27 protein-coding genes and 2 tRNA genes are annotated in these 24,735 nt (G+C 65.5%); 17 read left to right on the forward strand and 12 right to left on the reverse strand.

Annotated features, from left to right (window positions below):
• Nucleotides 1-76 precede the first annotated feature (76 nt).
• The 3 genes from ACTRWG_RS11910 to ACTRWG_RS11920 form a co-directional block, all read right to left on the reverse strand.
• Nucleotides 77-895 carry a hypothetical protein gene (locus tag ACTRWG_RS11910; RefSeq protein ID WP_462829348.1) on the reverse strand — a complete coding sequence of 273 codons (819 nt, stop codon included), beginning with the start codon at nucleotides 893-895 and terminating at the stop codon, nucleotides 77-79.
• Between the two features lie 262 nt (nucleotides 896-1,157).
• Nucleotides 1,158-1,559 carry a rhodanese-like domain-containing protein gene (locus tag ACTRWG_RS11915; RefSeq protein ID WP_260000658.1) on the reverse strand — a complete coding sequence of 134 codons (402 nt, stop codon included), beginning with the start codon at nucleotides 1,557-1,559 and terminating at the stop codon, nucleotides 1,158-1,160.
• Nucleotides 1,560-1,652: 93 nt separating this feature from the next.
• Nucleotides 1,653-2,054 (reverse strand): rhodanese-like domain-containing protein, encoded by a 402-nt coding sequence (locus tag ACTRWG_RS11920; RefSeq protein WP_036797446.1) that lies wholly within the window; start codon nucleotides 2,052-2,054, stop codon nucleotides 1,653-1,655.
• 178 nt (nucleotides 2,055-2,232) lie between these two features.
• Between ACTRWG_RS11920 and ACTRWG_RS11925 the strand changes: the two genes are divergently transcribed.
• Nucleotides 2,233-3,276: an aldo/keto reductase gene (locus ACTRWG_RS11925; RefSeq protein WP_027236860.1), complete on the forward strand. Its 1,044-nt coding sequence runs from the start codon at nucleotides 2,233-2,235 to the stop codon at nucleotides 3,274-3,276.
• A 94-nt stretch (nucleotides 3,277-3,370) separates the two neighbouring features.
• Here the strand turns inward: ACTRWG_RS11925 and ACTRWG_RS11930 are convergent, their stop codons facing one another.
• Nucleotides 3,371-4,354 carry a GlxA family transcriptional regulator gene (locus ACTRWG_RS11930; protein WP_027236861.1) on the reverse strand — a complete coding sequence of 328 codons (984 nt, stop codon included), beginning with the start codon at nucleotides 4,352-4,354 and terminating at the stop codon, nucleotides 3,371-3,373.
• A 133-nt stretch (nucleotides 4,355-4,487) separates the two neighbouring features.
• Here ACTRWG_RS11930 and bcoG point away from each other — a divergent pair, with 133 nt between their 5' ends.
• The 4 genes from bcoG to ACTRWG_RS11950 all read left to right on the forward strand — a co-directional run bounded on the left by bcoG (nucleotide 4,488) and on the right by ACTRWG_RS11950 (nucleotide 8,321).
• The gene (bcoG, locus tag ACTRWG_RS11935; RefSeq protein WP_027236862.1) at nucleotides 4,488-5,405 is read left to right on the forward strand and encodes a 3-dehydrocarnitine:acetyl-CoA trimethylamine transferase BcoG; all 918 of its coding nucleotides are present in this window, start codon (nucleotides 4,488-4,490) and stop codon (nucleotides 5,403-5,405) included.
• Between the two features lie 70 nt (nucleotides 5,406-5,475).
• On the forward strand, nucleotides 5,476-6,045 hold the full coding sequence (locus ACTRWG_RS11940) for a lipocalin family protein (protein WP_027236863.1): 570 nt from the start codon (nucleotides 5,476-5,478) through the stop codon (nucleotides 6,043-6,045).
• Between the two features lie 45 nt (nucleotides 6,046-6,090).
• A complete protein-coding gene (locus ACTRWG_RS11945) occupies nucleotides 6,091-7,566 on the forward strand; it encodes a carnitine 3-dehydrogenase (RefSeq protein WP_027236864.1) in 1,476 nt (491 codons plus the stop codon).
• The gene (locus ACTRWG_RS11950; protein WP_027236865.1) at nucleotides 7,563-8,321 is read left to right on the forward strand and encodes an SDR family oxidoreductase; all 759 of its coding nucleotides are present in this window, start codon (nucleotides 7,563-7,565) and stop codon (nucleotides 8,319-8,321) included. The genes ACTRWG_RS11945 and ACTRWG_RS11950 overlap by 4 nt, the downstream gene beginning before the upstream one ends.
• 100 nt (nucleotides 8,322-8,421) lie before the next feature.
• Here ACTRWG_RS11950 and ACTRWG_RS11955 read toward each other — a convergent pair whose 3' ends face one another.
• Nucleotides 8,422-9,285, reverse strand: a complete 864-nt coding sequence (locus ACTRWG_RS11955) for a helix-turn-helix domain-containing protein (RefSeq protein ID WP_027236866.1) — start codon at nucleotides 9,283-9,285, stop codon at nucleotides 8,422-8,424.
• A gap of 114 nt (nucleotides 9,286-9,399) precedes the next feature.
• Between ACTRWG_RS11955 and ACTRWG_RS11960 the strand changes: the two genes are divergently transcribed.
• Genes ACTRWG_RS11960 through ACTRWG_RS11970 form a run of 3 tightly spaced genes read left to right on the forward strand, consistent with a single transcriptional unit; the run spans nucleotide 9,400 to nucleotide 11,434 of the window.
• Entirely contained in the window at nucleotides 9,400-9,606 is a 207-nt protein-coding gene (locus ACTRWG_RS11960) for a DUF2061 domain-containing protein (protein ID WP_027236867.1), read from the forward strand.
• A complete protein-coding gene (locus tag ACTRWG_RS11965; protein ID WP_027236868.1) occupies nucleotides 9,599-10,513 on the forward strand; it encodes a fatty acid desaturase in 915 nt (304 codons plus the stop codon). Before ACTRWG_RS11960 ends, ACTRWG_RS11965 begins: the two co-directional genes overlap by 8 nt.
• An 18-nt stretch (nucleotides 10,514-10,531) precedes the next feature.
• Nucleotides 10,532-11,434, forward strand: coding sequence for an EamA family transporter (locus ACTRWG_RS11970; protein ID WP_027236869.1), 903 nt, complete (start codon nucleotides 10,532-10,534; stop codon nucleotides 11,432-11,434).
• A gap of 58 nt (nucleotides 11,435-11,492) precedes the next feature.
• Here ACTRWG_RS11970 and ACTRWG_RS11975 read toward each other — a convergent pair whose 3' ends face one another.
• Nucleotides 11,493-12,224, reverse strand: a complete 732-nt coding sequence (locus tag ACTRWG_RS11975; protein ID WP_027236870.1) for an NUDIX hydrolase — start codon at nucleotides 12,222-12,224, stop codon at nucleotides 11,493-11,495.
• Nucleotides 12,225-12,228: 4 nt separating this feature from the next.
• Nucleotides 12,229-12,651 (reverse strand): DUF983 domain-containing protein, encoded by a 423-nt coding sequence (locus ACTRWG_RS11980; RefSeq protein WP_027236871.1) that lies wholly within the window; start codon nucleotides 12,649-12,651, stop codon nucleotides 12,229-12,231.
• A 201-nt stretch (nucleotides 12,652-12,852) separates the two neighbouring features.
• Between ACTRWG_RS11980 and ACTRWG_RS11985 the strand changes: the two genes are divergently transcribed.
• The 4 genes from ACTRWG_RS11985 to ACTRWG_RS12000 all read left to right on the forward strand — a co-directional run bounded on the left by ACTRWG_RS11985 (nucleotide 12,853) and on the right by ACTRWG_RS12000 (nucleotide 14,833).
• Nucleotides 12,853-13,329, forward strand: a complete 477-nt coding sequence (locus ACTRWG_RS11985) for an EF-hand domain-containing protein (protein WP_027236872.1) — start codon at nucleotides 12,853-12,855, stop codon at nucleotides 13,327-13,329.
• Between the two features lie 67 nt (nucleotides 13,330-13,396).
• A complete protein-coding gene (locus ACTRWG_RS11990; RefSeq protein ID WP_027236873.1) occupies nucleotides 13,397-13,978 on the forward strand; it encodes an RNA polymerase sigma factor in 582 nt (193 codons plus the stop codon).
• On the forward strand, nucleotides 13,971-14,345 hold the full coding sequence (locus ACTRWG_RS11995; RefSeq protein ID WP_027236874.1) for a hypothetical protein: 375 nt from the start codon (nucleotides 13,971-13,973) through the stop codon (nucleotides 14,343-14,345). Before ACTRWG_RS11990 ends, ACTRWG_RS11995 begins: the two co-directional genes overlap by 8 nt.
• Entirely contained in the window at nucleotides 14,342-14,833 is a 492-nt protein-coding gene (locus ACTRWG_RS12000; RefSeq protein ID WP_027236875.1) for a periplasmic heavy metal sensor, read from the forward strand. The genes ACTRWG_RS11995 and ACTRWG_RS12000 overlap by 4 nt, the downstream gene beginning before the upstream one ends.
• 91 nt (nucleotides 14,834-14,924) lie before the next feature.
• On the opposite strand, the gene ACTRWG_RS12005 is transcribed toward ACTRWG_RS12000, so the two are convergent.
• Complete coding sequence (locus tag ACTRWG_RS12005; RefSeq protein ID WP_027236876.1) at nucleotides 14,925-16,319, reverse strand: diguanylate cyclase domain-containing protein; 1,395 nt, start codon at nucleotides 16,317-16,319, stop codon at nucleotides 14,925-14,927.
• 115 nt (nucleotides 16,320-16,434) lie between these two features.
• Here ACTRWG_RS12005 and ACTRWG_RS12010 point away from each other — a divergent pair, with 115 nt between their 5' ends.
• The 5 genes from ACTRWG_RS12010 to ACTRWG_RS12030 all read left to right on the forward strand — a co-directional run bounded on the left by ACTRWG_RS12010 (nucleotide 16,435) and on the right by ACTRWG_RS12030 (nucleotide 21,279).
• The gene (locus ACTRWG_RS12010) at nucleotides 16,435-16,719 is read left to right on the forward strand and encodes a DUF3572 domain-containing protein (protein ID WP_027236877.1); all 285 of its coding nucleotides are present in this window, start codon (nucleotides 16,435-16,437) and stop codon (nucleotides 16,717-16,719) included.
• Between the two features lie 58 nt (nucleotides 16,720-16,777).
• Nucleotides 16,778-17,467 (forward strand): HAD family hydrolase, encoded by a 690-nt coding sequence (locus tag ACTRWG_RS12015; protein WP_027236878.1) that lies wholly within the window; start codon nucleotides 16,778-16,780, stop codon nucleotides 17,465-17,467.
• A 234-nt stretch (nucleotides 17,468-17,701) separates the two neighbouring features.
• The gene (locus tag ACTRWG_RS12020; protein WP_027236879.1) at nucleotides 17,702-19,261 is read left to right on the forward strand and encodes a trimethylamine methyltransferase family protein; all 1,560 of its coding nucleotides are present in this window, start codon (nucleotides 17,702-17,704) and stop codon (nucleotides 19,259-19,261) included.
• 375 nt (nucleotides 19,262-19,636) lie between these two features.
• The gene (locus ACTRWG_RS12025) at nucleotides 19,637-20,224 is read left to right on the forward strand and encodes a heme NO-binding domain-containing protein (protein ID WP_027236880.1); all 588 of its coding nucleotides are present in this window, start codon (nucleotides 19,637-19,639) and stop codon (nucleotides 20,222-20,224) included.
• On the forward strand, nucleotides 20,221-21,279 hold the full coding sequence (locus tag ACTRWG_RS12030; RefSeq protein ID WP_462829349.1) for a diguanylate cyclase domain-containing protein: 1,059 nt from the start codon (nucleotides 20,221-20,223) through the stop codon (nucleotides 21,277-21,279). The genes ACTRWG_RS12025 and ACTRWG_RS12030 overlap by 4 nt, the downstream gene beginning before the upstream one ends.
• A gap of 162 nt (nucleotides 21,280-21,441) precedes the next feature.
• On the opposite strand, the gene ACTRWG_RS12035 is transcribed toward ACTRWG_RS12030, so the two are convergent.
• From ACTRWG_RS12035 to glpX, 4 genes are all read right to left on the reverse strand, one after another.
• Nucleotides 21,442-21,516 (reverse strand) — tRNA-Glu (locus ACTRWG_RS12035).
• Nucleotides 21,517-21,686: 170 nt separating this feature from the next.
• Nucleotides 21,687-21,761: transfer RNA gene (locus ACTRWG_RS12040), tRNA-Glu, on the reverse strand.
• Nucleotides 21,762-21,865: 104 nt separating this feature from the next.
• Complete coding sequence (gene recJ / locus ACTRWG_RS12045) at nucleotides 21,866-23,605, reverse strand: single-stranded-DNA-specific exonuclease RecJ (protein WP_027236881.1); 1,740 nt, start codon at nucleotides 23,603-23,605, stop codon at nucleotides 21,866-21,868.
• A gap of 116 nt (nucleotides 23,606-23,721) precedes the next feature.
• The gene (glpX, locus tag ACTRWG_RS12050; RefSeq protein ID WP_027236882.1) at nucleotides 23,722-24,708 is read right to left on the reverse strand and encodes a class II fructose-bisphosphatase; all 987 of its coding nucleotides are present in this window, start codon (nucleotides 24,706-24,708) and stop codon (nucleotides 23,722-23,724) included.
• Nucleotides 24,709-24,735: the final 27 nt, after the last annotated feature.

Consider the following 24,735-nt stretch of genomic DNA (forward strand, 5'->3'; position numbering starts at 1 on the left):
GCATCCGTGAAGGCCGTGCACCCTTTCCCAATGCAGCGGGGGCTCCCGCCAGCCGCCGGCTTTTTGCCCAAAGCCGCTAAGGCGGCGCTGGCGCAGCCAGGGCCTCCTGCGGGAGCGGGAGGGCGCCAGCCTTGCCATCGGGCAGGCGGAGGGGCAATCCTCTGGGCAGGTCTTGGGAGGGCAGAGGGGGATCCGAGGCTGCCGGGGGCGCCGGTACAGCCCGCAGCGCGCCGCCGGCGGCGGCCTGGAGGACCTGCCAGCTGCGGGGCGGCAGGGTGCGGGCGCGCAGGCGCTGCAGGCTCCAGCAGCTTTGGCTGCCTGCTGTTCCCTCGCCGGTCAAACGGTCATGGACCAAGCGGTTATGGACCAGAAGGTTGTGGGCAGGGGCCAGGTGCCAGCGGCTTTCGATGCCCTGGGCGCCGCCCTGTCCAGGCGTCAGCAGCAGGCCCAGCGGCGCCGGGCCGAAGCGCCCGCCGGCCTCCGCCGCCAGGTGCAGCCGCCGCACCGGGGTCATGGCGGGCGGCTCGGGCAGTTCGGCCACCACCAGCGCCGCCGCGCCGCTGCGCAGGGATTCCTCCATGATCCAGAGCTGATCCTCTGTCCGGGCGGCCTGCACGAACAGGAAGCGGGCGGGGCTGGCGCAGGCGGCCAGCCCGTCCGGGTTCAGCTGGCGGCCGCCCCGCGGCGGGGGCAGCCACAGCACCGGCCCCGGGGCTGCGTCCGGCGCGGCAGCCCTGGCGGCCTTCTGGGCGGCGGCGGCCAGCCAGAGCGCAAAGCGGTGGCGGGCGGGGCCGCAGGCCTCATGCGTGCGGCCGTGTTCCAGGGCAATCCCCTCCGTCAGGGGCAATGCCGGCCGGGGGCTGTGGCGGCGGCGGTTAAGCAGGTGAGTCGGCATGGGGGGAACATAGCATGTTCACTATTTGTTCTCAATCGTGACCTGTGGCGCGGGCGCTGTCAGGCAAAGGCCAGCGCGTCTTCCAGCGCCTGGAAAAAACCGCTTTGGAAAAGGTCTCGATCCAAGATTTGCGGCCGCAGCGTTGCAACACGCGGAAACGGAGCACCGGCAGCACCCGGGCTACCGTGCAGCACAGCAACCGTGTAAGGGGGAGGCGCCGTGCCGCCGGAGGAAACAGGCTGCCTGCTGCAGTCTGCGCGGCTCAGCCCTCGCGGGGGACCACCGGGCCGCCCTGTTTGGCCCATTCGCTGAAGCCGCCTTCAAGATGCACCACAGGTTTCAGCCCCATCTCCATCGCCGCCTTGGCACTCAGCGCCGAGCGCCAAGCGCTGGCGCAGTAGAACACATAGGTCTTGTCCTGGTTGAACACCGGTTTGTGGTAGGGGCTGTCCGGGTCGATCCAGAACTCCAGCATTCCGCGCGGGCAGGAGAAGGCGCCGGGGATCATGCCGGTGCGCTGCAGTTCGCGGATGTCGCGCAGGTCGATGAAGACGTAGTTCTCGTCCAGAACCTTCTGCTTGGCGTCTTCGACAGGCATGGTTTCAACCAGGCTGTTGGCTTCGCTCAGCAGCGCCTTGACGCCCTTGGTGATCTGTTGCGGCATAGTCGTCGCTCCCCGGAATTTCGGGAGCAGGCTGCCGGTAAATGAGCGGCGGCGCAAGCGACGGGATGCATTAATTCAGGGCTGGACGGATGTTTACCACTTGTAGGGGGCTGCAGGGCCGCCTTCGGCAATCCAGCCGTTGAAACCGCCGCGCAGATAGAACACCTGCGGAAGGCCCATTTCCAGTGCGGCCTTGGCTGCCAGCGCCGACCGCCAGCCGTTGTCGCAGTAAAAGACGAAGACCTTGTCTTCGGCAAAAACCGGTTTGTGATAGGGGCTGTCCGGATCAATCCAGAATTCCATCAGGCCGCGCGGGCAGGAAAATGCGCCGGCAATCGCGCCGGTCTTTTCAATCTCGCGGATGACGCGCAGATCGACAAATACGGTCTCCTTGCAGCCATGTGCCGCAAGCGCATCCGCAAGGCTGAGCGAAGGCGCCGCGGCTTCGGCTTCCGCAATGAGGTCCTTGTAACTTTTGGTCATAGACAGTGTCATGGCTCACTCCTTTTGCAGGGGTTTCTGACAATTTTAATAATATCACAGACGGGCGTGATCCGGCTGTGATTGCCGGTAAATGGTTAACGGCGCAAACGGGGCTGTGTCCGCAGCGGCTTGCACTTCCCTGGCGGAGCCTTAGGGTCGCTGGCACATCCGGAACTGGGGAGCGCGCGATATGAAAATGAACCCGTTGGGCCGTACTGGCATCAAGGTCTCTGAGCTGTGCCTGGGCACGATGACCTTTGGCACCCAGACGCCGCAGGACGAGGCCCATGCGCAGATTGATCGGGCACTGGCGGCAGGCGTGAACTTTGCCGACACGGCTGAAATGTATCCAGTGAACCCGGTCAGCGCGGAGACCATCGGTGACAGCGAGAGGATCATCGGCAACTGGAACGAAAAGACCGGACGGCGCAGCGATTACATCCTGGCGACCAAGCACTCCGGCGAGGGGATGAAGCATGCGCGGGACGGCGCGCCGATCTCGTCCAAGACCATCGCGCCCGCGGTGGAAGCCTCGCTGAAGCGGCTGAAGACAGACTATATCGACCTCTACCAATTCCACTGGCCGAACCGGGGCAGCTACATGTTCCGGCAGAACTGGACCTATGATCCCTCCGGCCAGAACCGCGAGGAGGTGCTGGCCAATATGGAGGACTGCCTGGAAGCGCTGCAGCGCGAGGTGGAGCGCGGCACTATCCGGGCCTTCGGCCTGTCGAACGAAAGCGCCTGGGGCACCGCGCAATGGCTGCGCATCGCCGAGGATCGCGGCTGGCCGCGGGTGGCTTCGATCCAGAATGAATACTCGCTGCTCTGCCGGATGTATGACACCGACCTGGCGGAGCTGAGCGTCAATGAGAACGTGGGCCTGATGGCGTTTTCGCCGCTGGGCACCGGGCTCCTGACCGGCAAGTATCAGGACGGGGCGGTGCCGGAAGGCTCGCGCAAGTCGATCAACCCGGAGCTGGGGGGGCGGCATTCCCCGCGGGTCTATGATGCGGTCGCGGCCTATTTGGAAATCGCCAAACGGCACGGGCTGGACCCGGTGCATATGGCGCTGGCCTGGTGCCGGACCCGGCCGTTCATGGCGTCGGCGATCTTTGGCGCGACGCATCTGCCGCAGCTGGAGCATCTGCTGAAATCAGTGGATGTGGAGCTGAGCCAGGAGGTTCTGGGCGAGATCAACGCTGCGCACCGGGCGCATCCGATGCCTTATTGAGGCGGGCGGAGGAGGGGGCGCTGCCCCCTCTTGCGCTGGGGGCGCAATTCACCCCCGGGATATTTTCAGCCAGGTGAAAGGGATTCTGCCGGGGTCAGTGCGCGGTCGGGCGCGCCTGTTCCTGGCGCAGGTCGCGGGCCGAGGTGCCGTGCGCGGTGCGGAAGGCGCGGGCGAAGCTTGATTGCGAGGTGAAGCCGGTGGCCATCGCCACCTCCATCAGCGGCATGTTGGTGTCGGTGACCAGGCGGCGGGCTTCGGCCAGGCGCAGCTGCAGGTAGTGGTCCTGCGGCGTCGTATTGAGGCGCAGGCGGAATTGCTGCTGCAGGCTGCGCGGGCTGGTGCCGAGCGTCTCGGCAATGGCGCTGAGCGGCAGCGGCTCGTCGAGCGCCGACTCCATCAGCGCGTTGGCCTTGGCGGTCAGCGCGTTGTGCTTGCGGCCGCCCAGCCGGCTTTGCGGGCGGGGTTCGGCGGCGGGCCCGTCGTAGAGGAACAGCCCGGCCACCCGTGCGGCAAAGCCCGCGCCGTGGCGGGCGCCGATGATGTGCAGCATCATCTCGATCGCGGGCGTTGCGCCGCCCGACGTCAGGCGGCCTTCGGACACGGTGAAGCGGTCGTTGCGGACGTCGGCGTCCGGGAAGCGGGCGGAGAAGTTCTCCAGGTCTTCCCAATGGGTGGTGGCGGGGTGGCCGTCCAGCAGCCCGGCCTCGGCCATCAGCCAGGGGCCGCCGTCGATGCCTGCAATCGTGGCGCCGGTGGCGGCGATGCGGCGCAGGCCGGCCAGCAGGCTGGGGGTGGCGTGGCGGGCCAGCTGGAAGCCGGCCACGACGATCAGCAGCTCGCAGCCCTCAAGCCGGGCCAGCGGAATGCTGGGCACGGTCAGGCCGCTGGTCAGCATCGGCGGTTCGGCGGTGGCGCTGACGTAATCCCAGTCAAAGGCCGCGCGGCCCGCCAGCCGGTTTGCGGCGCGCATCGGGTCGACCGCTGCCGCGAACGACAGCGTGTTGCATTCGTCCAGCACCAGCAGCGCGGTTTTCAGGGGCCGGTTCTCGGGCTGCAGGATGTTTTTTGCGGATTTCATCAACTTCGATTCGCCTGGTGTAAACTGTGCCGCAAAAGGCTGCGGCAGAGTCGGAGCCAGCGCAAATCAGAATCTGGGGAGGAGCCTGGGGATAACCCGAGGCAAAACCCTGTACATCGACGGGAGAAGACAAATGCCGCTGGAAATGAACCGTGAGGTCTTTATCACCTGTGCCGTGACGGGATCCGGCAGCACTCAGGACCGCAGCCCGCATGTGCCGCGGTCGCCCAAGGAAATCGCTGAGTCGGCCATTGCCGCGGCCAAGGCCGGGGCGGCCATCGTCCACTGCCACGTGCGCGATCCGGAGACCGGGGTGCCAAGCCGCCGCCTGGACCTGTACCGCGAGGTGACGGACCGGATCCGCGATGCGGAGGTGGATGTGGTGCTGAACCTGACCGCCGGCATGGGCGGCGACATCGTATTCGGCGACACCGAAAACCCGCTGCCGCTGAAGGAAGCGGGCACTGACATGGTGGGTGCCACAGAGCGGATGGCGCATATCGCGGAATGCCTGCCGGAGATTTGCACGCTGGACTGCGGCACCATGAACTTTGCCGAGGCCGATTACGTCATGACCAACACGCCGGGTATGCTGCGGGCGATGGGGCAGATGATGACCGACCTGGGCGTGAAGCCGGAGATCGAGGCATTTGACACCGGCCATCTGTGGTTTGCCAAGGAGCTGGTGAAGGAAGGCGTGCTGGAGCCGAAGGCGCTGGTGCAGCTGTGCATGGGGGTTCCTTGGGGGGCGCCGGATGATCTGAATACCTTCATGGCGATGGTCAATAATGTGCCGGACGATTGGACCTTCTCGGCCTTTGCCTTGGGCCGCAACCAGATGGCCTATGCCGCGCAGTCGGTTCTGGCGGGTGGCAACGTGCGGGTCGGGCTGGAGGACAACCTGTGGCTTGGCAAGGGGGTGCTGGCGGAGAACTGGCAGTTGGTCGAGCGCGCAAACACCATCGTGTCGAACATGGGCGCGCGGGTGATCGGGCCGCAGGAGGTGCGCGAGCAGCTGGGGCTGACCAAGCGCGCACCGGCGGCTAGCTGAGGGAACCGCTCAGGACGCGGGGCGTTGGGGTGTGATGAAATCCAACGCCCCGATTCAGGAGATCCCGGCCATGACCTTCCGCAAATTCATCCCGGCAGTTGCTGCCTCAGCCTTTTTGATAGCCGCCGCGGCGGCCTCTGCCCGGGCTGAGGGCTACCGGGACACGGATGTGCCGATGACGGTGCAGGAGGATCTGGATCTCTCCCGCTATCTGGGGACGTGGTACGAGATCGCCCGCTTTCCCAACCGCTTTGAAGAGGGCTGCGAAGGGGTGACAGCGACCTACAGCGCGCTGGAAGATGCGCGGATCAATGTCGTCAACCGCTGCCGCCGCGAGGGCCTGGACGGGCCGGTCGAGGCGGCGGAGGGGGTGGCCCGCGTCCGTGCGCCGGGCAAGCTGGAGGTGAACTTCGTCTCCTGGCTGAGCTGGCTGCCGCTGACCTGGGGCGATTACTGGGTGCTGGACGTGACGGAGGATTACTCGGTTGCTGTGGTCGGCACCCCAAGCGGCGAACAGGGCTGGATTCTGGCGCGCAGCCCGGAATTGGGCGCAGAAGACCTGGCAGAGGCCAAGGCAGTGCTGCGCCGCAACGGCTATGACCCTGAGGCATTGGAGATGGTGCTTCAGACCAAGGAATAACACACGGGCCCGGCGGCCGGGTCCCTCGGAGGATGGACGACAATGGTGGAGCAATCGGCGGCAATTATCGGCGGCGGGGTTATTGGCGGCGGATGGGCCGCGCGGTTCCTGCTGAATGGCTGGAACGTGCGGGTGTTCGACCCGGACCCGGATGCGGAACGCAAAATCGGTGAAGTGCTGGACAATGCCCGCCGCTCGCTGCCGGGTTTGGGCAATGTGGCGCTGCCTGCGGAGGGACAGCTATCGTTTCATGACACCATCGCGGAGGCTGTCGAGGGTGCCGAGTGGATTCAGGAGAGTGTGCCTGAGCGGCTGGACCTGAAGCAGAAAGTCTATGCTGAACTGCAGGCCCATTGCGCGCCGGATGCGGTGATCGGCTCGTCCACCTCCGGCTTCAAGCCGTCGCAGCTGCAGGACGGGCGTGAAAACCCCGGCCAGATCGTGGTGGCGCATCCGTTCAACCCGGTCTACCTGCTGCCGCTGGTGGAACTGGTCACCACCGGGGCCAATCCGGCCGGTGTCATTGACCGCGCCAAGGAGATCATCAGTGCCATCGGCATGTATCCCTTGCATCTGAAGAAGGAAATCGACGCCCATGTGGCCGACCGTTTCCTGGAGGCGGTCTGGCGCGAGGCGCTGTGGCTGGTGAAGGACGGTATTGCCACCACCGAGGAGATCGACAACGCGATCCGCTATGGCTTTGGCATCCGCTGGGCGCAGATGGGCCTGTTCGAGACCTACCGGGTGGCCGGCGGCGAAGCGGGCATGAAGCATTTCATGGCCCAGTTCGGCCCGGCGCTGCAGTGGCCCTGGACCAAGCTGATGGATGTCCCGCAGTTCACCGACGAACTGGTGGACTTGATCGCCGGCCAGTCCGACGCGCAGTCCGGCCAGTATTCGATCCGTGAGCTGGAGCGGCACCGGGACGATAACCTGGTGGGCATGATGCGGGCGCTGGGCAACAACGACTGGGGCGCCGGTGCGCTGCAGAATGCCCACGACCTGAACCGCGAGGGCGAGGCCGGTCTGGTGCGCTCGATTGATGAGATTGAGGACTTGAGCCAGCCGGTGCTGACCCAAAGCCGCGTGGTGCCGCTGGACTGGACCGACTACAACGGCCATATGACCGAGAGCCGCTATCTGGATGCCTTTGCGCAGTCGACCGACCGGCTGATGATGATCATCGGATGCGATGCGGACTATATCGCCAACGGCGGCAGCTATTTCACCGCTGAAACCCACATCCGCCATATCGACGAAGTGCATGCAGGCGACCCGATCCAGGTGCGGACCCGCGTGATCATGGGCGCGGGCAAGAAGATGCATCTGTGGCACGAGATGTTCTCGGGCGAGCGGCTGTTGGCAACCGGCGAGCACATGCTGTTGCATGTGGATCTTGCGACCCGCCGCTCCGCCCCGCCTGCGCCGCATATCGAGGCCAATTTGGCGAAACTGGCGGAGGCCCATACGGCGCTGCCGGCACCCGAGGGGCTTGGCCGCGCGATTGGCGCTCCGCGATGAGCCGGGTTCTGATCACCGCCGGCGGGTCTGGAATTGGCCGTGCGATGGCGGAGGGCTTTGCTGCCGCCGGCCATCAGGTCTGGGTCACGGATGTGAGCGCCGTGGCGCTGGCAGACCTGCCGGAGTGCTGGCGGACAACGGCAGTGAATGCCACCGATGAGGCGGGCGTGAAGGCGCTGTTTGCCGAGATCGCCGGCACGTGGGGCGGTTTGGATGTGCTCTGCGCCAATGCAGGCATCGCCGGACCGACCGCGCGGATCGAGGACATTGCGCTGGAGGACTGGCGCAAATGCGTGAGCGTCAATCTGGAGGGTTGCTTTTTGGCCGCAAAATATGCGGCACCTTTGATGAAGGCAGCCAAGGCCGGGTCAATCGTCGTAACGTCCTCAACCGCGGGCCAGTACGGCTACCCGAACCGGGCGCCTTATTGTTCGGCGAAATGGGCCGTTATCGGCCTGATGAAAACACTGGCGATGGAGTTGGGTCCGTTTGGCATCCGCGCCAATGTGATTTGTCCCGGCGCGGTGGAAGGGCCGCGGATGGAAGGCGTGCTGGAACGTGAGGCCGCGGCCAAGGGCATGACCCGGGATGAGGTCTATGCCGGCTATGCGTCCGGGACTTCGATGGGCCGGTTCGTCGAAGCCCGCGACATTGCCAATATGGCGGTGTTTCTGGGGTCGGACGCAGCGCGGCTGGTGTCAGGGCAGGTGATTGCCGTCGACGGCCATACGGAGAACCCGGATCCGAAGGTGTGAGGTCTGGATCTCGCAAGCAAAGAGCAGCGTCCGCCCCGTGGGGAAGCGGGACGGGCGCTGCCCGGCGTATCGGCCGGGCGGAACAACTGCTTAATTCGTCTTAACTGCTGATCGCTGCCCTGAGCGCCCGCAGCCGCCCCGGCAATTGCCGCGCAGTTATATCCGCCTCGCGAACCAGATTGTCGAAATGATTTGTGAAGGTGGCGATCCGCTCTTTGTCGCGGAAGGCGAGGTAATGGGTGCCCGCATAGAACACGCAGAGGAGCGGGCCGAAGATGGTGATCGGCGAGGAGTAGAGCCGCTTGGCATCGAACAGGTAGATGCGCAGGCGGGGGTAAAGCTGCTCGCAGAGCCGTTCGAACTGCGCGAGCTGCTCCAGACGCACCTCCACCGGCAGTCCTTCGTAGTAGCCCACGCCATGCGCGAAGCTGTCGAGTTCAAAGAGCGGCAGCGCAATTTCATAGTCGGACGGCGACTGCCGCATCCAGGTGAGCCGGTCCTCGGAGGCGCCGATGGCCTGGCCGGCTGTGCGGCCCAGGTGCGGCGAGTATTCCCATTCCAGCAGCGCGCGCGTTTTCAGCATGTCAGGGAGGGCAGCCGGCACGTGGCGGATCTTGTAGCCCTCCGCCTCCTGATGCCAGTCAAAGATCCGCTCATCCACCAAGGCACGCGGCGCCTCGGTGAGGGAGAGGCTGGAGGCCAGCAGCTCCGCCGCGCTTTCGGGCCGGTCTGAGAGGCTGAGCAGCCAGTCGGCGGACACCCCCAGCGCACCGGCACAGGCGCCGACCACATGCGCGTTCGGGAGCCGCGCGCCCTCATCGGTCAGCAGCTGCGAAATGGTGGAGCGGTCGACCCCGACGGCGCGGGCCAGGGCGCTCTGGCTGAGGCCGCTGTCGCGCAGCGCCCTGTTCAATCTTTGCCGGAACTGCTCTGCCCGCACCCGTTTGTCGATATTTTCTATCATATGTTTTTAAATATCACGCTCGATGGATTTTGTTAACTGCATTCGGAATTCTGCACACCCTCCTGCCGCGGTAGTTTCGAAACAAGCACTTATCCAAGAATAGCAGGAGGCAATATGGAAACGCGCAAGCGCTCCATTGTGAAGGCGGTGATTTGGAACGTTCTCGGGCTGGTCTCGATGACGCTGGTGGGGCTGGCCGCCACCGGCTCAGTCAAGGCGGGCGGGGTGATGGCGCTGATCAACACCGGCATCGGCTTTACCGTCTACCTGGTGTACGAGCGGGTCTGGGCGCAGATCAGCTGGGGGCGGCGCCATGTCTGAGAGCTGCCGCGGATATATGCCCCGCAGCGCCGAATGGGGCACCCTGGCGCTGATCCTGGCCTGTTACGGCGGCTGGCTGGCGGCATTGTGGCTGCTGCCCGGCATCAGCCTGGCGCTGACGGTGCTGGCGCTGGGCGTGATGGCGGCGTTGCATTCCTCGCTGACCCATGAGGCACTGCACGGGCACCCGTTCCGCAGCCGCTGGCTCAATGAGGCGCTGATGTTCTTTCCGCTGAGCATGGCGGTCCCCTACGGCCGGTTCCGTGACACCCATCTGGCGCACCATGAGGATGAGGCGCTGACCGATCCCTATGACGACCCGGAGAGCAATTTCCAGGATCCGGCGGTCTGGTCGCGGCTGCCCGGCTGGCGCAAGGCGCTGCTGCGGGTGAACAATACGCTGCTGGGGCGGATGGTGCTGGGGCCGCTGGTGGGGCAGGTCTGCTTCATGGCCGGCGACTGGCGGCTGGCGCGCCGGGGGGAGCCGGGGATTGTCCGCGACTGGATTTTGCACTTCATCGGTCTGGCCGCAGTGGCCTGGGTGGTGCTGCAGTCGCCGGCGCCGCTGTGGGCGGCGGTTGCCGGAGCTTATATGGGGCTTGGGCTGCTGAAGATCCGCACGTTTCTGGAGCATCGGGCGCATGAGAGCGCCGGCGGCCGCACCGTGGTGATCGAGGACAAGGGGCCGCTTGCCTTCCTGTTCCTGAACAACAACCTGCATATTGTTCATCACATGCACCCAGGCGTGCCCTGGTATGCCCTGCCGCAGCTGTACCAGGCCCGCAAGGCGGAATTCCTGAAAGCCAACGACGGCTATATCTACCGCAACTACCTGCAGATTTTCCGCAACTACCTGCTGCGCGCCAAGGATCCGGTGCCGCATCCGCTCTGGCAGCAGGGGGAATAACGGCGCATAAGCAAGGGCATGTTTGCCTGGATCCCCGTTTCCATTGCCGCTGCCTCTTTTCAGACCGTGCGCTTCATGCTGCAGAAGGTCCTCAGCAGCGTGACGCTGACGCCGGGCGGAGCCACCTTCGCCCGGTTTTTCTATTCCGCACCGTTCATCCTGACGGGGCTGGCGCTGTATCTGGCGGTCTCCGGACGGTCTCTGCCACCGCTGCCGCCGGCATTCTGGATCTATGCCGCCATCGGCGGCACGGCGCAGATCCTGGCAACGGTCTGCGTGGTGGCGCTGTTCAAGCAGCGCAATTTTGCGGTGGGGATCACCTTCAAGAAGACCGAAGTGATCCAGACCGCCATCGTCGGTCTGGCGGTGCTCGGTGACCCGGTCAGCTTTGGCGGCTGGGTGGCGATCCTGATCGGGCTGGCGGCGGTGCTGGTCCTGTCCCGGGCGCCGGACGCAACAGGCGCCTGGTGGCGGCACCTGACCAACCGCGCGGCGCAGCTGGGGCTGGGGTCGGGGGTGCTGTTTGCCTTCTCCGCCGTCAGCTACCGGGGCGCATCGCTGCAGCTGGGCGATCTGGAGCCTGCATTCCGCGCGGCGGTGACGCTGGCGGCGGTGGTCAGCTTGCAGACACTGTTCATGGGCGTGTGGCTGGGCCTGCGCGACAAGGGCGAGATCGCTCGGGTCTGGGCGGCGCGCAAAGTGGCGGTCTGGGTGGGGCTGACCAGCATGGGCGGCTCGTTCTGCTGGTTCTGGGCCTTCACGCTGCAAAACGCGGCCTATGTGAAGGCGGTGGGACAGGTGGAGCTGCTGCTGTCGCTGCTGGCCTCAGTGCTGTTCTTCAAGGAGAAGGTCACAGCGCGTGAGCTGGCGGGCATGGCGCTGCTGGTCGTGTCGATCCTGGTGCTGGTTCTGGCGATCTGACCGGCAGCGCCTGCAGCAGGGCAGCCGGAATTATGCGATAATTCCGGATTGGAGAACGTTACCCGTCCGCTGGCATCGGATACCCCTTGAGGCGCAGGAACAGGCTGGCCTCGTCGTTATTGTGGAAATAGGGCACGCTTTGCGGCGGCTCGGCATCGCGGACGCGGGCGGTGACTTCGGCCAGCACCACTTCGGTGATGAAGGGCAGGTCAAAGCTGCGCACCTGGCTGAGCGGGATCCATTGCAGATGCGACAGCTCATCCGCAGCACGGGAGAAATCATCCAGATCGCCGGTGATCTGATCGGCATCGACCAAAAAGAAGCGCGCGTCGAACCGGCGCGGGCGGCCCGGCGGGGTCAGGGCGCGGAAGACGAATTGCATCGCCCTAGCCGAAGGAACATGGCCGGTGGCGGCAAAGCTCTGCCAGTCTTCGGGGATGTCCCCGGTCCAGCTGCCGGGCTCGCCCAGGATCAGGCCGGTTTCCTCCCACAGCTCCCGCACCGCGGCGACGCTGAGGGCGTGGTGCATGTCAGCGGGTGCCTTGTCGGCCAGGCGTTCCTGGCAGACGGGGGAGATTGGCGAGGCCAGGGGGATCTGCGCGTCTTCCACATCAACCGCGCCGCCTGGGAAAACGAACTTGTTCGGCATGAAGGCGGCCTTGGCGCCGCGCTGGCCCATCAGCACCTGCGGGTCGCTGGTCATCCGGCCGCGCATGGCAATGACCGTGGCCGCGTTGCGGATTGCGGTTTTGTCAGTGGTGGTTTCACCGCTCAGAAATGTGTCGCTCATGCTGTTATTGCCCTGTTACCGCCGGGGTGTCCTTGCCGAACCCGTGCATCCGCCGCGCCCACTGGTAGGCGATGACGATCCCCTTCATCCGCGGCAGAAGATAGAGGGAAGAGGCCAGGCAGCCAATCGTGAACACAGTGAACATCACCAAAGGCTCCGGCCGCCAGGAGAAATAGACCACATGCATCAAGGGCGCCATGATGTGGCCGACGATCAGGATCGTCAGGTATGCCGGGCCGTCATCAGCGCGCGCATGAGTCAGGTCCAGGCCGCAGTGGCTGCAGCTGCTGTTCACTTTCAGATAGGAGTGCAAGAGCTTGCCCTGCCCGCAGTTGGGGCACTTGCAGCGCCAGCCTTTGGCCAGGGCGGGCATGGTGGGCCGGTCGTTCTCTGTTTCGGGGGCCGTAACGGCGGGGGACTCGGTCATGAAAATATCCTGTGTGCTGGGCATATCTTTGCGCGCTTCAGCTGGCGCGGGAAAGGGGAAAGCCCGATTTCTGCGCCGGTTTGCCGCAACGTGCGGGGGCTGGGAAAAATATTCTGGATTCTGCGACGGATCTGCGGCGGGTGTGCGTTTCTCCTATGTATCAGGCAGCAAGAGGCTGCCGCAGGACAAAGGAAAGACGATATGAAACACGTCACGTTCATCGCCGCGATCGTTGCCGCAGCTGCTGTGACTGCAAGCGGCGCTGCCCTGGCGCAGGGGTTCGGGCATCATGGGCCGAGGATGTCCTTTGAGGAAATCGACGCGGACGGCAATGGCGAGGTCACCAGGGCCGAGATTGAGGCCATGAAGGACGCGCATTTTGCCGAGGCGGACGCCGATGGCGACGGCAAGCTGACGCTGGAAGAAATGCAGGCGCGGGCGCGGGAGCACGCCAATGAGCGGGCCGCCTGGATGCTGGAACGCTTTGACACCGACAAGGATGGAGCGTTGACTAAGGAAGAGCTGCCGCAGCCGCGCCGGGCGGGCAAGATGTTTGACCGCATGGATGCCGATGGCAGCGGCGGTATCTCCAAGGCGGAATTCGAGAATGCCCGGATGCATCGCGGCGGGATGCATGGCCATGGGTACGGTCAAGGGAATAACACGGAGCAGAACTGATCGCTGACGCGTGCTGCATAAGACGGAAATATCGCGGCGCCGGGCCCCTTCTGGGGGTCCGGATGCCATGAGCGCAGCCGCGGAGGAGGTCTCCGGCGATGCGCTTATGGTGCTGTATGCCAATGGCGACAGCCGGGCAGCGGCGGAGCTGACCGCGCGGCTGGGGCCAAGGGTCTTTGGTGTGGCAATGCGGGTGATGGGAAACCGAGCCGAGGCCGAGGACGTGACCCAGGAGGCCATGCTGCGGCTGTGGAAGATGGCGCCGCAGTGGCAGCCGGGGCAGGCGCAGGTCTCGACCTGGCTGTACCGGGTGGCGATGAACCTGTGCATCGACCGCAAGCGGCGCGCCCGCGGCGGCCATGCGGATCTGGATGCGGTGCCGGAGCCGCCGGACCCGGGCCGCTCGGCGGCGGAGCAGATGCAGGAGGGCGCGCGGCAGGATGCGCTGCAGGCCGCCCTGATGCAATTGCCGGAGCGCCAGCGCCAGGCGGTGGTGCTGCGGCATCTGGAAGAGCTTTCGAACCCGGAGATCGCCGGGATCATGGACATCAGCGTCGAGGCGGTCGAGAGTCTGACCGCCCGGGGCAAACGGGCGCTGGCTGCGGCTTTGGCCGGGCGGCGCGAAGAGTTGGGGTATAGCGATGGCTGACACGGATAAGGCACTGGAGGAGCTGGAGGATCTGTTTGCTGCGGCACGCAGCCAGCGGCCCGGGATGCCGGCGCCGCTGAACGCTGCCATTCTGGCCGATGCGGCACGCGAGCAAGCGGGCTTCCGGGCCGCGTGGCCTGAGCGGGCGGTGCGCCAGCCGCTGTGGCGGCAGCTGATCGAGGCGATCGGCGGCTGGCCTGCGATGGGCGGACTGGCGGCGGCCAGCGCGGCGGGCCTGTGGATCGGAATCGCGCCGCCCTCCTTTGTGCCGGACCCGGTGGCGCTGGCCGGATATGAGAACACCAGCACCGCGTTCGCCGATGAGAGCTATGACATGGCGCTGATGCTGAGCGAGGACCTGCAATGAGTGCGGAGGGCAAACCCGGAATGAAGCTGTGGCTGAAACTTCTGCTGGCGGCCTCGCTGGCGCTGAACCTCGCGGTGATCGGCATCGCGGCCGGTGCGGCCTGGCGGTTCTCCGGCTCGGACCGGCACTGGCAGCGGCCGCCGTCGGTGGGTGCGATGATCTTCCGCGAGCTGGACCGCGATACCCGGAAGGAGTTGCGGCAGCAGGCGGGGGGGCATCACGGCAGTTACTTCGAGCGCCGCCATGCCGAGGGTGAGGCGGTGATCGCGGCGTTGCGCAGCGGCAGTTTCGACGCCGCAGCGCTGCGGGACATGCTGCGCAGCCAGGCGGACGCGCGCCACGCCTTCCACTCTAAAGTGCAGGATGCCTGGGTGAGTAAGATGGAGGCGATGACGCCGGAGGAGCGCGCCGCCTTTGCTGACCGTATGGAAGACAGGATGCAGCGGCGCGGCAAGCATTGGCACAGGTCTGGGCACGGGCGGGATTGATCCGCCCGCGGCAGATATTGGACAGCGCCACTCACCTGAAAGGCAGCCGGTTGCGGCTGCCGCATTTCTTGACCGGATGCGTGCGCAGGCCTCAGGCGGCCACGGTGCATTCTTTGGATAAGGTGACCTGATTGCGGCCGGCGTGCTTGGCATTATAGAGCGCCTGATCCGCCTTCTCGACCAGTGCCGCGGCGCTGCCGTCCTGACCGCCGCCGCCCATCACCGCGCCTATGCTGATGGTGACCTGGACCGGTTCCGCGGCGCCGGGGACTTCGAAAGGGGTGCCGTTGATTGCGTTGCACAGGGCAACGGCGGCGACGCCGGCCTCGGCCTCGCTGGCGCCGGGCAGGACGGCCATGAACTCCTCACCGCCGACCCGGGCCAGCAGATCCGCCGGGCCCAGCACTTGCTGCATACGGCGGGCGGCCTCGATCAGCACCGCGTCGCCGGCAGGGTGGCCGTAGACATCGTTGATCCGCTTGAAATGGTCGAGATCGGCCAGCATGACGGCGAATTTCTCGCCATTGGCGGCGGCGGAATGCGCCACCCGGTCCAGGAACGGCTTGGCATAGCGGCGGTTGTAGAGGCCGGTCATCGGGTCCAGCACCGCGGCGCGCAACCCGTTGCGGACGCTGTCGCGCAGCCGGTCCTTGCGGGCCTTGTGCTGCAGCTGGGCGGTGAGGCGCAGTTCCAGCTCCTCGACATCGAAACCGGTTTGCAGCACGTCATGGGCGCCGCGGTCCAGCGCCTCGGCGGCGATCTGCGGATCGGCCGGATTGGGCACCGCGATCACCACCGTCTGGCGGGTGGCGGCGCGGGCGCGCAGGTCGGCCAGCAGCCGCAGGCCTGGACCGGCCGAGGCCTCATTCAGCTCAACGATAATGGCATCGGCGACCGGTGCCTGCATCAGTCCCTGGATATCGCTGATCGCATGGGTGCGAAGCTCGTAGGGCAGGCAGGCGGAGAGGCGGTCGCGCCAGGCCATGGCGGTGCGGGGATCCTGCGCTACCAAAGCGACGGTGGCATTGCGCAGTTCCTCGGCGCAGCAGCGGTCGCTCAGCGGCAGAATGAACCCGTGCGAGGCATCGCGCTGCAGGTTCAGCTCCTCGTCGGCGCTGCGGGCGCGCAGCAGGCTGCGGATGCGGGCCTGCAGGATCACGTCGTCCACCGGCTGCTGCAGCACATCGTCGATGCCCTCGGACAGCGCCTGCAGCCGGGCCTTGGAGCCCTCCCAGTCGGAAATCGCGATGACGGGCAGATCGGCCAGCGTCTCATCCGCGGCCAGCTCGCGCTTGACGCCGGCAGCCGTGCCGTCGGGCAGCGACATCGCGGTGAGCACCAGATCAGGGCGGTGCTGGCGGGCGGCCTGCAGTACCTCGGCGGTGCTGCCGGCCTGGACCACGTCATAGTAGGCAGCCGCCAGCTGCACCTTCAGCATGATGCGGTTGGTGGAGACGCCGTCGATGACCAGGATAGTGCCTTGCACGCGGTATCCTTTCGCCCCTTGCAAATCCTATGACTGGAAGTTTTGCTGAGACTGGTTAAGAAACCCTTTCGGATTTTTACTAAATTGGCCGCAATGCGGCAGGAGTGTGGAGAACATGCGGATTTCCGCCGATGGCGCCGAGACCCTGGCGCTGCAAGCCCTGGCCTGGCTGGCCGGAAATGATGAGCTGCTGCCGGTGTTTCTGGGTGCAACAGGCGCCAGCGCGGCGGATCTGCGCGCGCGGGCAGCGGAGCCGGAGTTTCTGGGGTCGGTGCTCGATTTCTTAACGATGGACGACAACTGGGTGATGCAGTTCTGCGATTCCCACGGCCTGGATTATGAGATGCCGCTGCAGGCGCGGATGTCGCTGCCGGGCGGCGCGCAGGTGAACTGGACTTGAGATCGGCGGGGGCTGTGCCTAGGGTTCCGCCAAATTCCCGCGGAGGAGAGGACCCGCCATGCCCGTTGATGCCTTCCTGTTCGACAAGGACGGAACCCTGTTCGACTTTGCCGCCACCTGGAACGGCTGGGCGGCCCGGGTGCTTGAGACGCTCGCCAAGGGCGACCAGGAGGTTCTGGCGGCGATGGCCGGGGTGATCAGCTATGACCTGGAGCGGCGCGCGTTCAACCCCGACAGTCTGGTGATTGCCGGGTCCAACGACGAGGTGGCGGAGGTTCTGGCACCGTTTGTGGCGGAGATGGAGGTTGAGGAACTGGCGGTGTTCCTGGCCCAAAGTGCGGCGGAGGCCGAGCTGGCACCCGCGGTGCCGCTGGCGGAGTTCCTCGACGGGCTGCTGGCACGCGGCAAGGTGCTGGGGGTGATGACCAACGACGCCGAGGTCTCCGCCAAGAGCCAGCTGCAGCGGGCGGGTGTGCTGGACCGCTTCGCCTTTGTCGCGGGCTGCGACAGCGGCCATGGTGCCAAGCCGGACCCGGATCCGCTGCTGGCCTTCTGCAAGGCGGCGGGGGTGCCGCCGGAGCGCACCGCAATGGTCGGCGACAGTCTGCATGACCTGGAGGCCGGAGCCGCGGCAGGGATGCGGCGGATCGGGGTGCTGACAGGCATGGCGCTGCGCGAGGACCTAGCGCCGCACGCCGATATCGTGCTGCCCGACATCGGCCATATCCCGGCCTGGATCGACCGCTGATCCCTTCCTGATTCCATTGACCTTAGGCTGGCGGGGCTGTTTCACCGGCGCACGGCTCTCGCGCGCCGGTTTTTGCTGCGGCACACTGGGCACAAGTGTACAGAAATGGTCTGGACCGCCGGATTTCAGGGCAAAAACGACAGCGATGGTCGGGAACGGACAGGTTCGGACCGTGCAGATTGGCACAGTGAATGGCTATCGGCATTTGGAAACTCGGATCTAGGGGAGACCGGCATGGCAGAGACAGGCGCGCGCAAGAGGCGGGGCGGGGGCAGGGCAGGCGCGGCGGCCCGGCGCGGCAGTGCGGCGCTGGAGCAAATGCCGTGGCAGATCCCGGTCAACATCGACCGCCCGACCGAGCCATTGACCGACGAAGGCATCCAGGCGATCCACGAAGGCGCCATGCGCATTCTGGAGGAGATTGGCGTGGTGTTCCTGAACCCGGAAGCCCTGGGGATCTTCAAGCAGGCCGGCGTCAAGGTCGAAGGCGAGCTGGTCAAAATGGACCGGGATTTCGTGATGGAGATGGTTGGCAAAGCGCCCCGCGAATTCTCGATCACCCCGCGCAACCCGGACCGGACCATTCCGCTCGGCGGCAACCATATCCTGTTCGGCAATGTCTCCTCGCCGCCCAACTACTGGGATATGGAGCTGAACAAGAAGGTGGCCGGCAACCGCGAGCAGTGCCGCAACCTGCTGAAGCTGACGCAGTATTTCAACTGCATCCACTTCGCCGGCGGCTATCCGGTGGAGCCGGTGGACATCCATGCCTCGGTCCGCCATCTGGATGTGCTTTATGACAAGCTGACCCTCACCGACAAGGCGATGCACGCCTACAGCTTGGGCAAGGAGCGGGTCGAGGATGTGATGGAAATGGTGCGGATCGCCGGCGGGCTCAGCCATGAGGAGTTCGAAGCCAAGCCGCATATGTACACCAACATCAACTCCACCTCGCCGCTGAAGCATGATTTCCCGATGATCGACGGCTGCCTGCGGCTGGCGCGGCGGGGGCAGGCGATTGTGGTGTCGCCGTTTACCCTGGCGGGCGCAATGGCGCCGGTGACCATGGCGGGCGCGGTGGCACAGTCGATTGCCGAGAGCCTCTGTGCCATTGCGCTGTTTCAGTATGTGCGCCCGGGCACGCCCTGTGTGATCGGCACGTTTACCTCGAATGTCGACATGAAGTCGGGCGCGCCGGCCTTTGGCACGCCGGAATACATGCGCTCAACCCAGATGACCGGGCAGATGGCGCGGTTCTATGGCTTGCCGATGCGTTCGTCCGGGGTTTGCGCGGCCAACGTGCCGGACGGGCAGGCAATCTGGGAGACTTCGAACTCGCTGTGGGCGGCGGTGCAGTCGGGCACCAACATGGTGTACCACGCGGCCGGATGGCTGGAGGGCGGGCTGATCGCCAGCCCCGAGAAGTTCATCATGGATTGTGAGATCCTGCAGCAGATCGAACGCTACATGCAGCCGCAGATCTCAGCCACCGGGCCGGAGGAGATCGCCCTGGATGCAATCAAGGAAGTCGGCAACGACGGCCATTTCTTCGGCATTCAGCACACTCAGGACCGCTATGCGGAGGCATTCTATCAGCCGTTTCTGAGTGATTGGCGCAACTATGAGGCCTGGGAGGCGGCAGGCGCCACCTGGACCGCGGAACGCGCCCACAAGCTGTTCAAGGAAATCATCGCCGATTTCGAGGAGCCGCCGATGGACGCGGCGATCCGCGGCGAACTGGCGGATTTTGTTGCCCGCCGCAAGGCTGAGGGCGGGGCGCCCACAGACTTCTGAAACCGGCAGCTGCGCGGGAAAGGCGGAGGGGTAACCCTCCGCTTTTTTGGTTGGGGGACTGGCAGCAGGTCAGATTCTGCCGGTCTGGCAGGCACGGCCCGTTGCGGGCTTGCCTCTTGGCGCCAGCCGGTCCAGTAGGGGAAAGCCGGAACCGGGTAAGCAAGCTGCATTGCCGGAACCGCTTGGCCAGAGCCCGGCAGCCGGACTAGGATCGTAACACGCACAGGGCCGGTGTCCGCTGCGCAAGGCGGCGGGCCTGGTTCAAAAGAAAAAACCGGGGGAAATGCGCGCGATTAATCACGCAAATTTGCTTTGTTGGGCCTTTCTTAACCCGCAGGCGTCAAGACTGTGGCATAGGCAAAAAGGGGCCATTGCATGCACGGTCTGATCAACAGGGCGATTCAGGCTTTTGTGACCAGTACCTACGGAGCGGACCGCTGGGAAGAGGTTATGGAAGAGGCCGGGCTCGGGTTTTCCGAGTTCGAGGCAATGCTGTTTTACACTGATGAACAATCGGGTCGGATGCTGGCGGCAATGGAAAAGGTGCTGGCACGCCCTCTGCCTGAAATGCTGGAGGACATGGGCACTTTCCTGGTGTCCAATCCTCAGGTGGAGGCGCTGAGGCGATTGCTCCGCTTTGGCGGCGTGAACTACGTTGAATTCCTGCATTCGCTGGATGATCTGCCGGACCGGGCGCGGCTGGCGGTTTCGGACCTGCATCTTCCCGCGCTGGAACTGCTGGAGCAGGCGCCGCAGCAGTTTGAGCTGATCTGCCAGCCGGGGCTGCCGGGCTATGCCTATGTTCTGATGGGTGTTCTGCGGGCGATGGCCGATGACTACGGCGACCTGGTTTTCCTGGACCACAGCGGCACCCAAGGCGGCGCAGAGGTGATTTCCATTACTCTGGTGGAAACCAAGTTCGCTGCCGGGCGCGAGTTTGATTTGGGGGCGCACTCGTTATGATGACACTCGAGCAGCTGACCCGGATGGCAGGTGTGGTCTGCCCGATGTACGCAATTGTCGATCCCAAGGGGCGCTTCGTCTCTGCCGGGCCGACCCTGAAGAAGCTGCGCCCGCAGCTAAGCTGGGAGGGGCGGCGGTTCTTCCGGGTCTTTGATTTGTCGCGGCCGCGCTCGGTGCGCTCGGTGGAGGATCTGCTGCGGACTTCCGGCAGCAAGCTGCATTTGCAGTTCCGTGACGCGCCTCAGACCGGTCTGAAGGGGGTTTGCACGCCGCTGCCGGACGGGCAGGGCGCGTTCATCAACCTGTCCTTCGGGATCTCGGTTCTGGAAGCGGTGCGCGATTACGATCTGACCAGCGCCGATTTTTCGCCGACCGACCTGACCATCGAGATGCTCTATCTGGTGGAGGCGAAATCCGCCGCGATGGAGGCGTCCCGCCAGCTGAACCTGCGTCTGCAGGGGGCCAAGATCGCCGCCGAGGAGCAGGCCTTTACCGATACTCTTACCGGGCTCAAGAACCGCCGGGCGATGGATCATGTGCTGGGGCGGCTGATCGCCAGCGGCCGCGAATTTGCACTAATGCATCTGGATCTGGATTTCTTCAAGCAGGTGAACGATACGCTGGGTCATGCCGCCGGCGATGCGGTGCTGCAGCAGGCGGCGCGGATCATGGTGGAATGCACCCGTCAGTCGGACACTGTGGTCCGGGTGGGCGGTGACGAGTTTGTGATGATCCTCGAAGGTGTGCTGGACACCACGCGGCTGGCGGCCATTGCCAAGCGGCTGATTCAGCAATTGGAGGAGCCAATTCCCTTTGGCGCCCAGACCTGCAGGATTTCCGCCAGTGCCGGCACCACCCTGTCGACCTGGCAGAAGGTCCCGGACATGCAGCAGCTGCTGAACCAGGCGGATCTGGCGCTTTATGCTGCTAAACGCGCGGGGCGGGCGCAGCATTGCTTCTACCGCGAAGGCATGGAAAAGGACGACCTGGGTGCAGCCGCCTGCGGCAACGGTGCGGCTGAGCCGCAGCAGGCAGCGGGCGGTCCAGCTTCCTGACCGGCGGGATTGCCGCGGGTCAAACTGGACCGGGGCCGGAGTTCCGGCCGCGGTTCTGGGTGTTTCCACTGCGTCAGCGGAACAGCGCACAGCAAAAGAAAGGCTGAGCGCCCGGGATATGCGCCAGTGCGCCGCGTCGGATTAATTTTTCGGGGGAGGAAGTGGCAGCCCGTAGGGGAATCGAACCCCTCTTTCCAGGTTGAAAACCTGGCGTCCTAACCGATAGACGAACGGGCCACTCTGTCTGTGGGGCGGTGTTTACTGATTGCGCCGGCCGGGCGCAAGAGGGTTTTTGCGGAAATGCGAAGATTTTTTCCGGGCCGCTTCGCAGGGGTAATCCGCTGGAAATAAACGCAAAAAATCGCGCGGTTGGCGCGTCGGGAGTGTCTGCTTCTGGCGGGGGGAAGTGGCAGCCCGTAGGGGAATCGAACCCCTCTTTCCAGGTTGAAAACCTGGCGTCCTAACCGATAGACGAACGGGCCACTCAGTGCGTGAGCGGGTATTTAGTTATAAGCGCCGGAACCCGCAAGAGAAAAAAAACGCATTCGCGAAATTTCTTATCCACAGGCAGCAAGCCTTTGAAATCTCACGCTTCGGCAGCGTCCTCCAGGCGCAGCTGGGGGCTTTGGCGACCGCCCCAGGTGTTGATTTCCAGCCGTCCGGCAAAATGGAAGCGGGCACCGCCGTGCTCCAGCAGCCGCGGGCCCAGGGCGGTGTCAAAGGCACCAAAGCAGATCGCATCCACCCCACCCCCCATGCCGTCGCTGAGCGACAGTTTCAGGTGGCTTTCGCCGACCTTCTTGGCAAAACGCACCTGCAGGTCGGGCAGCGCATAGCGCGGGGCAGGGGCACCGGCGCCAAAGGGGCCGGCCTGTTCGATCTGTCCGATCAGGTCCACCGTGGCGGCACCGGGCATCAGGGCGCCGTCCAGTTTCAGGTCGGCGGGGCCGCCTTGTCCAGCGCCCTGTTTGGCCAGAAGTTCGCTCAGCCGCTCCATCGCCGGTTCCAGCTTGTCGCGCATCACGGTAAGGCCCGCTGCCATCTTGTGGCCGCCGCCCTTGACCAGCAGGCCCTCAGAAGCCAGCCGCTGGATCGAGGCGCCAAGATCGACGCCGGAGACCGAACGTCCCGATCCCTTGCCTTCATCCCCGTCGAAGCCGATCACGATGGCGGGCCGGTTGGCGGCTTCTTTCAGGCGGGAGGCGACGATGCCCACCACGCCCGGATGCCAGCCCGCGCCTGCGGCCCAGACCAATGGTCCCTCCAGCCCGCGTGCCTCGGCCTGGTCCAAAGCCGCAGCGCGCACCGCATTTTCGATGTCGCGGCGTTCGGTGTTCAACTGGTCCAGCCGTTCGGCCAGGGCGGCGGCCTCATGCGGATTGTCAGTTGACAATAATCGCGCGCCCAGGTCGGCCTTGCCGATCCGGCCGCCGGCATTGACCCGCGGTCCCAGCAGAAAGCCGAGGTGATAGGTGGAGGGCGCCGAATCCATGCGGCTGACATCGGAAAGCGCCACCAGCCCGGGGCGTTTGCGTGCCGCCATCACTTTCAGCCCCTGGCGTACCAGCGCCCGGTTGGCGCCGATCAGCGGCGCCACATCGGCGACAGTGGCCAGTGCCACCAGGTCCAGCAGGGGCATCAGATCCGGCCCCTTGGCACCTGCCTCGCGCATCTGCCGCCCGGCCTCGACCAGCATCAGGAACACCACGCCGGCGGCACAGAAATAGCCCAGGTCGCCGCTTTCGTCCTGCCGGTTGGGGTTCACCACCGCCACGCATTCCGGCAGCGTCTCGCCGCCCAGGTGGTGGTCCAGCACGATCACGTCAGCGCCCTTGGCGGCGGCGATCGGCTCATGGCTGAGGGTGCCGCAGTCGACGCAGATGATCAGGTCGTGGGCGGCGGCCAGCTCCTGCATGGCGGGCACGTTGGGGCCATAACCCTCGTCGATGCGGTCCGGGATATAAAGCGTCGCCTCCAGCCCCATCTGCCGCAGCCAGACCAGCAGCAGCGCGGCGGAGCTGCCGCCGTCGACATCGTAGTCGGCAAAGACCGCGATCCGCTGCTTGCGCCGCACCGCCTCCAGGAACCGGGCCGCGGCGGCCTCCATGTCTTTCATCTCGCGCGGGTCGGGCAGCAGCTCCTTCAGCCTGGGCTCCAGAAACCCCGTCGCCTCCATCGCCGGAACGCCCCTCCGGGCCAGCACCTGGCACACCGAACGGGGCAGGCCGGTCTGCTGCGCCATCATTTCCGACGCCCGGTCCACCTCCACGCCTGGCCCGACCCAGCGGCGCCCGCTCAAGGATTGCTCAACACCCAAAAAGCTCATTATCTGCCCCCATGCGCAAAGGCCGGACCCAATCCGGATCCGGCCCTTTCATCTTTCATCAAATACTCCCGCCGGAGGCAGCGGCGCAAGCCGCTTCCTGTCGGCGCAGGACCGGCTTACATCTGATGCGGTGCCAGCGGCGTGCGGTAGGACATGCGGCGGACCGACCCGGTCTTGGAGCGCATCAGCAGGGTGGTGGTCTCGACCCAGCCCGGCTCGCGCTTGATCCGCGGCAGCAGCGAGCCGCCGGTGACGCCGGTGGCGGCAAAGATCACGTCCTGGGTGACCATTTCATCGCGGGAATAGATGCGGTCCAGGTCGGTGATGCCTGTCTTGGCGGCCCGCGCCTTCTCGTCGTCGTTGCGGAACAGCAGCTGGCCGAAGATCTGGCCGCCCATGCATTTCAGCGCCGCGGCCGCCAGCACGCCCTCAGGGGCGCCGCCCTGGCCCATGTACATGTCGATGCCGGTGGTGCCGCTTTCGGCGCAGTGCATCACGCCGGCCACGTCGCCGTCGGTGATCAGCCGGATCGAGGCGCCGGTTTCGCGCACTTCGGCGATCATTGCCTCATGGCGGGGGCGTTCCAGGATGCAGACGGTGATGTCGGACGGCGCGCAGCCCTTGGCCTTGGCCAGCGCCTCAACCCGCTCGCGCGGGGACATTTCCAGCGAGACCACGCCTTCGGCAAAGCCCGGGCCGATGGCCAGCTTGTCCATATAGGTGTCCGGCGCGTGCAGCATCGAGCCGCGCGGCCCCATGGCGATCACGGTCAGCGCGTTGGGCATGTCCTTGGCGGTCAGGGTGGTGCCTTCCAGCGGGTCGAGCGCGATGTCGACGCCGGGGCCGTTGCCGGTGCCGACTTCCTCGCCGATGTACAGCATGGGGGCCTCATCGCGCTCGCCTTCGCCGATCACCACTACGCCTGCGATGTCCAGCAGGTTCAGCTGCTCGCGCATGGCGTTCACGGCGGCCTGGTCGGCGGCCTTTTCGTCGCCGCGGCCGATCAGCGAGGCAGAGGCCAGGGCGGCCTGCTCGGCAACGCGGGCCAGGCCCAGCGACAGCATGCGGTCATAAAAGGGCGCGTCAGAAGTGTTCGAAGTCATACCGGAAATCCTGTCTCAACGGGTCAG

It is taken from the genome of Leisingera sp. G5_S3_59_S7, from assembly GCF_054968485.1.

Excerpts from the sequence above, each read along its gene's own strand:
- ACTRWG_RS11910 (WP_462829348.1), bottom strand. The coding sequence starts at position 895 with ATGCCGACTCACCTGCTTAACCGCCGCCGCCACAGCCCCCGGCCGGCA.
- ACTRWG_RS11915 (WP_260000658.1), bottom strand. The coding sequence starts at position 1,559 with ATGCCGCAACAGATCACCAAGGGCGTCAAGGCGCTGCTGAGCGAAGCC.
- ACTRWG_RS11920 (WP_036797446.1), bottom strand. The coding sequence starts at position 2,054 with ATGACACTGTCTATGACCAAAAGTTACAAGGACCTCATTGCGGAAGCC.
- ACTRWG_RS11925 (WP_027236860.1), top strand. The coding sequence starts at position 2,233 with ATGAAAATGAACCCGTTGGGCCGTACTGGCATCAAGGTCTCTGAGCTG.
- ACTRWG_RS11930 (WP_027236861.1), bottom strand. The coding sequence starts at position 4,354 with ATGAAATCCGCAAAAAACATCCTGCAGCCCGAGAACCGGCCCCTGAAA.
- bcoG (WP_027236862.1), top strand. The coding sequence starts at position 4,488 with ATGCCGCTGGAAATGAACCGTGAGGTCTTTATCACCTGTGCCGTGACG.
- ACTRWG_RS11940 (WP_027236863.1), top strand. The coding sequence starts at position 5,476 with ATGACCTTCCGCAAATTCATCCCGGCAGTTGCTGCCTCAGCCTTTTTG.
- ACTRWG_RS11950 (WP_027236865.1), top strand. The coding sequence starts at position 7,563 with ATGAGCCGGGTTCTGATCACCGCCGGCGGGTCTGGAATTGGCCGTGCG.
- ACTRWG_RS11955 (WP_027236866.1), bottom strand. The coding sequence starts at position 9,285 with ATGATAGAAAATATCGACAAACGGGTGCGGGCAGAGCAGTTCCGGCAA.
- ACTRWG_RS11960 (WP_027236867.1), top strand. The coding sequence starts at position 9,400 with ATGGAAACGCGCAAGCGCTCCATTGTGAAGGCGGTGATTTGGAACGTT.
- ACTRWG_RS11965 (WP_027236868.1), top strand. The coding sequence starts at position 9,599 with ATGTCTGAGAGCTGCCGCGGATATATGCCCCGCAGCGCCGAATGGGGC.
- ACTRWG_RS11970 (WP_027236869.1), top strand. The coding sequence starts at position 10,532 with ATGTTTGCCTGGATCCCCGTTTCCATTGCCGCTGCCTCTTTTCAGACC.
- ACTRWG_RS11975 (WP_027236870.1), bottom strand. The coding sequence starts at position 12,224 with ATGAGCGACACATTTCTGAGCGGTGAAACCACCACTGACAAAACCGCA.
- ACTRWG_RS11980 (WP_027236871.1), bottom strand. The coding sequence starts at position 12,651 with ATGACCGAGTCCCCCGCCGTTACGGCCCCCGAAACAGAGAACGACCGG.
- ACTRWG_RS11985 (WP_027236872.1), top strand. The coding sequence starts at position 12,853 with ATGAAACACGTCACGTTCATCGCCGCGATCGTTGCCGCAGCTGCTGTG.
- ACTRWG_RS11990 (WP_027236873.1), top strand. The coding sequence starts at position 13,397 with ATGAGCGCAGCCGCGGAGGAGGTCTCCGGCGATGCGCTTATGGTGCTG.
- ACTRWG_RS11995 (WP_027236874.1), top strand. The coding sequence starts at position 13,971 with ATGGCTGACACGGATAAGGCACTGGAGGAGCTGGAGGATCTGTTTGCT.
- ACTRWG_RS12000 (WP_027236875.1), top strand. The coding sequence starts at position 14,342 with ATGAGTGCGGAGGGCAAACCCGGAATGAAGCTGTGGCTGAAACTTCTG.
- ACTRWG_RS12010 (WP_027236877.1), top strand. The coding sequence starts at position 16,435 with ATGCGGATTTCCGCCGATGGCGCCGAGACCCTGGCGCTGCAAGCCCTG.
- ACTRWG_RS12015 (WP_027236878.1), top strand. The coding sequence starts at position 16,778 with ATGCCCGTTGATGCCTTCCTGTTCGACAAGGACGGAACCCTGTTCGAC.
- ACTRWG_RS12020 (WP_027236879.1), top strand. The coding sequence starts at position 17,702 with ATGGCAGAGACAGGCGCGCGCAAGAGGCGGGGCGGGGGCAGGGCAGGC.
- ACTRWG_RS12025 (WP_027236880.1), top strand. The coding sequence starts at position 19,637 with ATGCACGGTCTGATCAACAGGGCGATTCAGGCTTTTGTGACCAGTACC.
- ACTRWG_RS12030 (WP_462829349.1), top strand. The coding sequence starts at position 20,221 with ATGATGACACTCGAGCAGCTGACCCGGATGGCAGGTGTGGTCTGCCCG.
- recJ (WP_027236881.1), bottom strand. The coding sequence starts at position 23,605 with ATGAGCTTTTTGGGTGTTGAGCAATCCTTGAGCGGGCGCCGCTGGGTC.
- glpX (WP_027236882.1), bottom strand. The coding sequence starts at position 24,708 with ATGACTTCGAACACTTCTGACGCGCCCTTTTATGACCGCATGCTGTCG.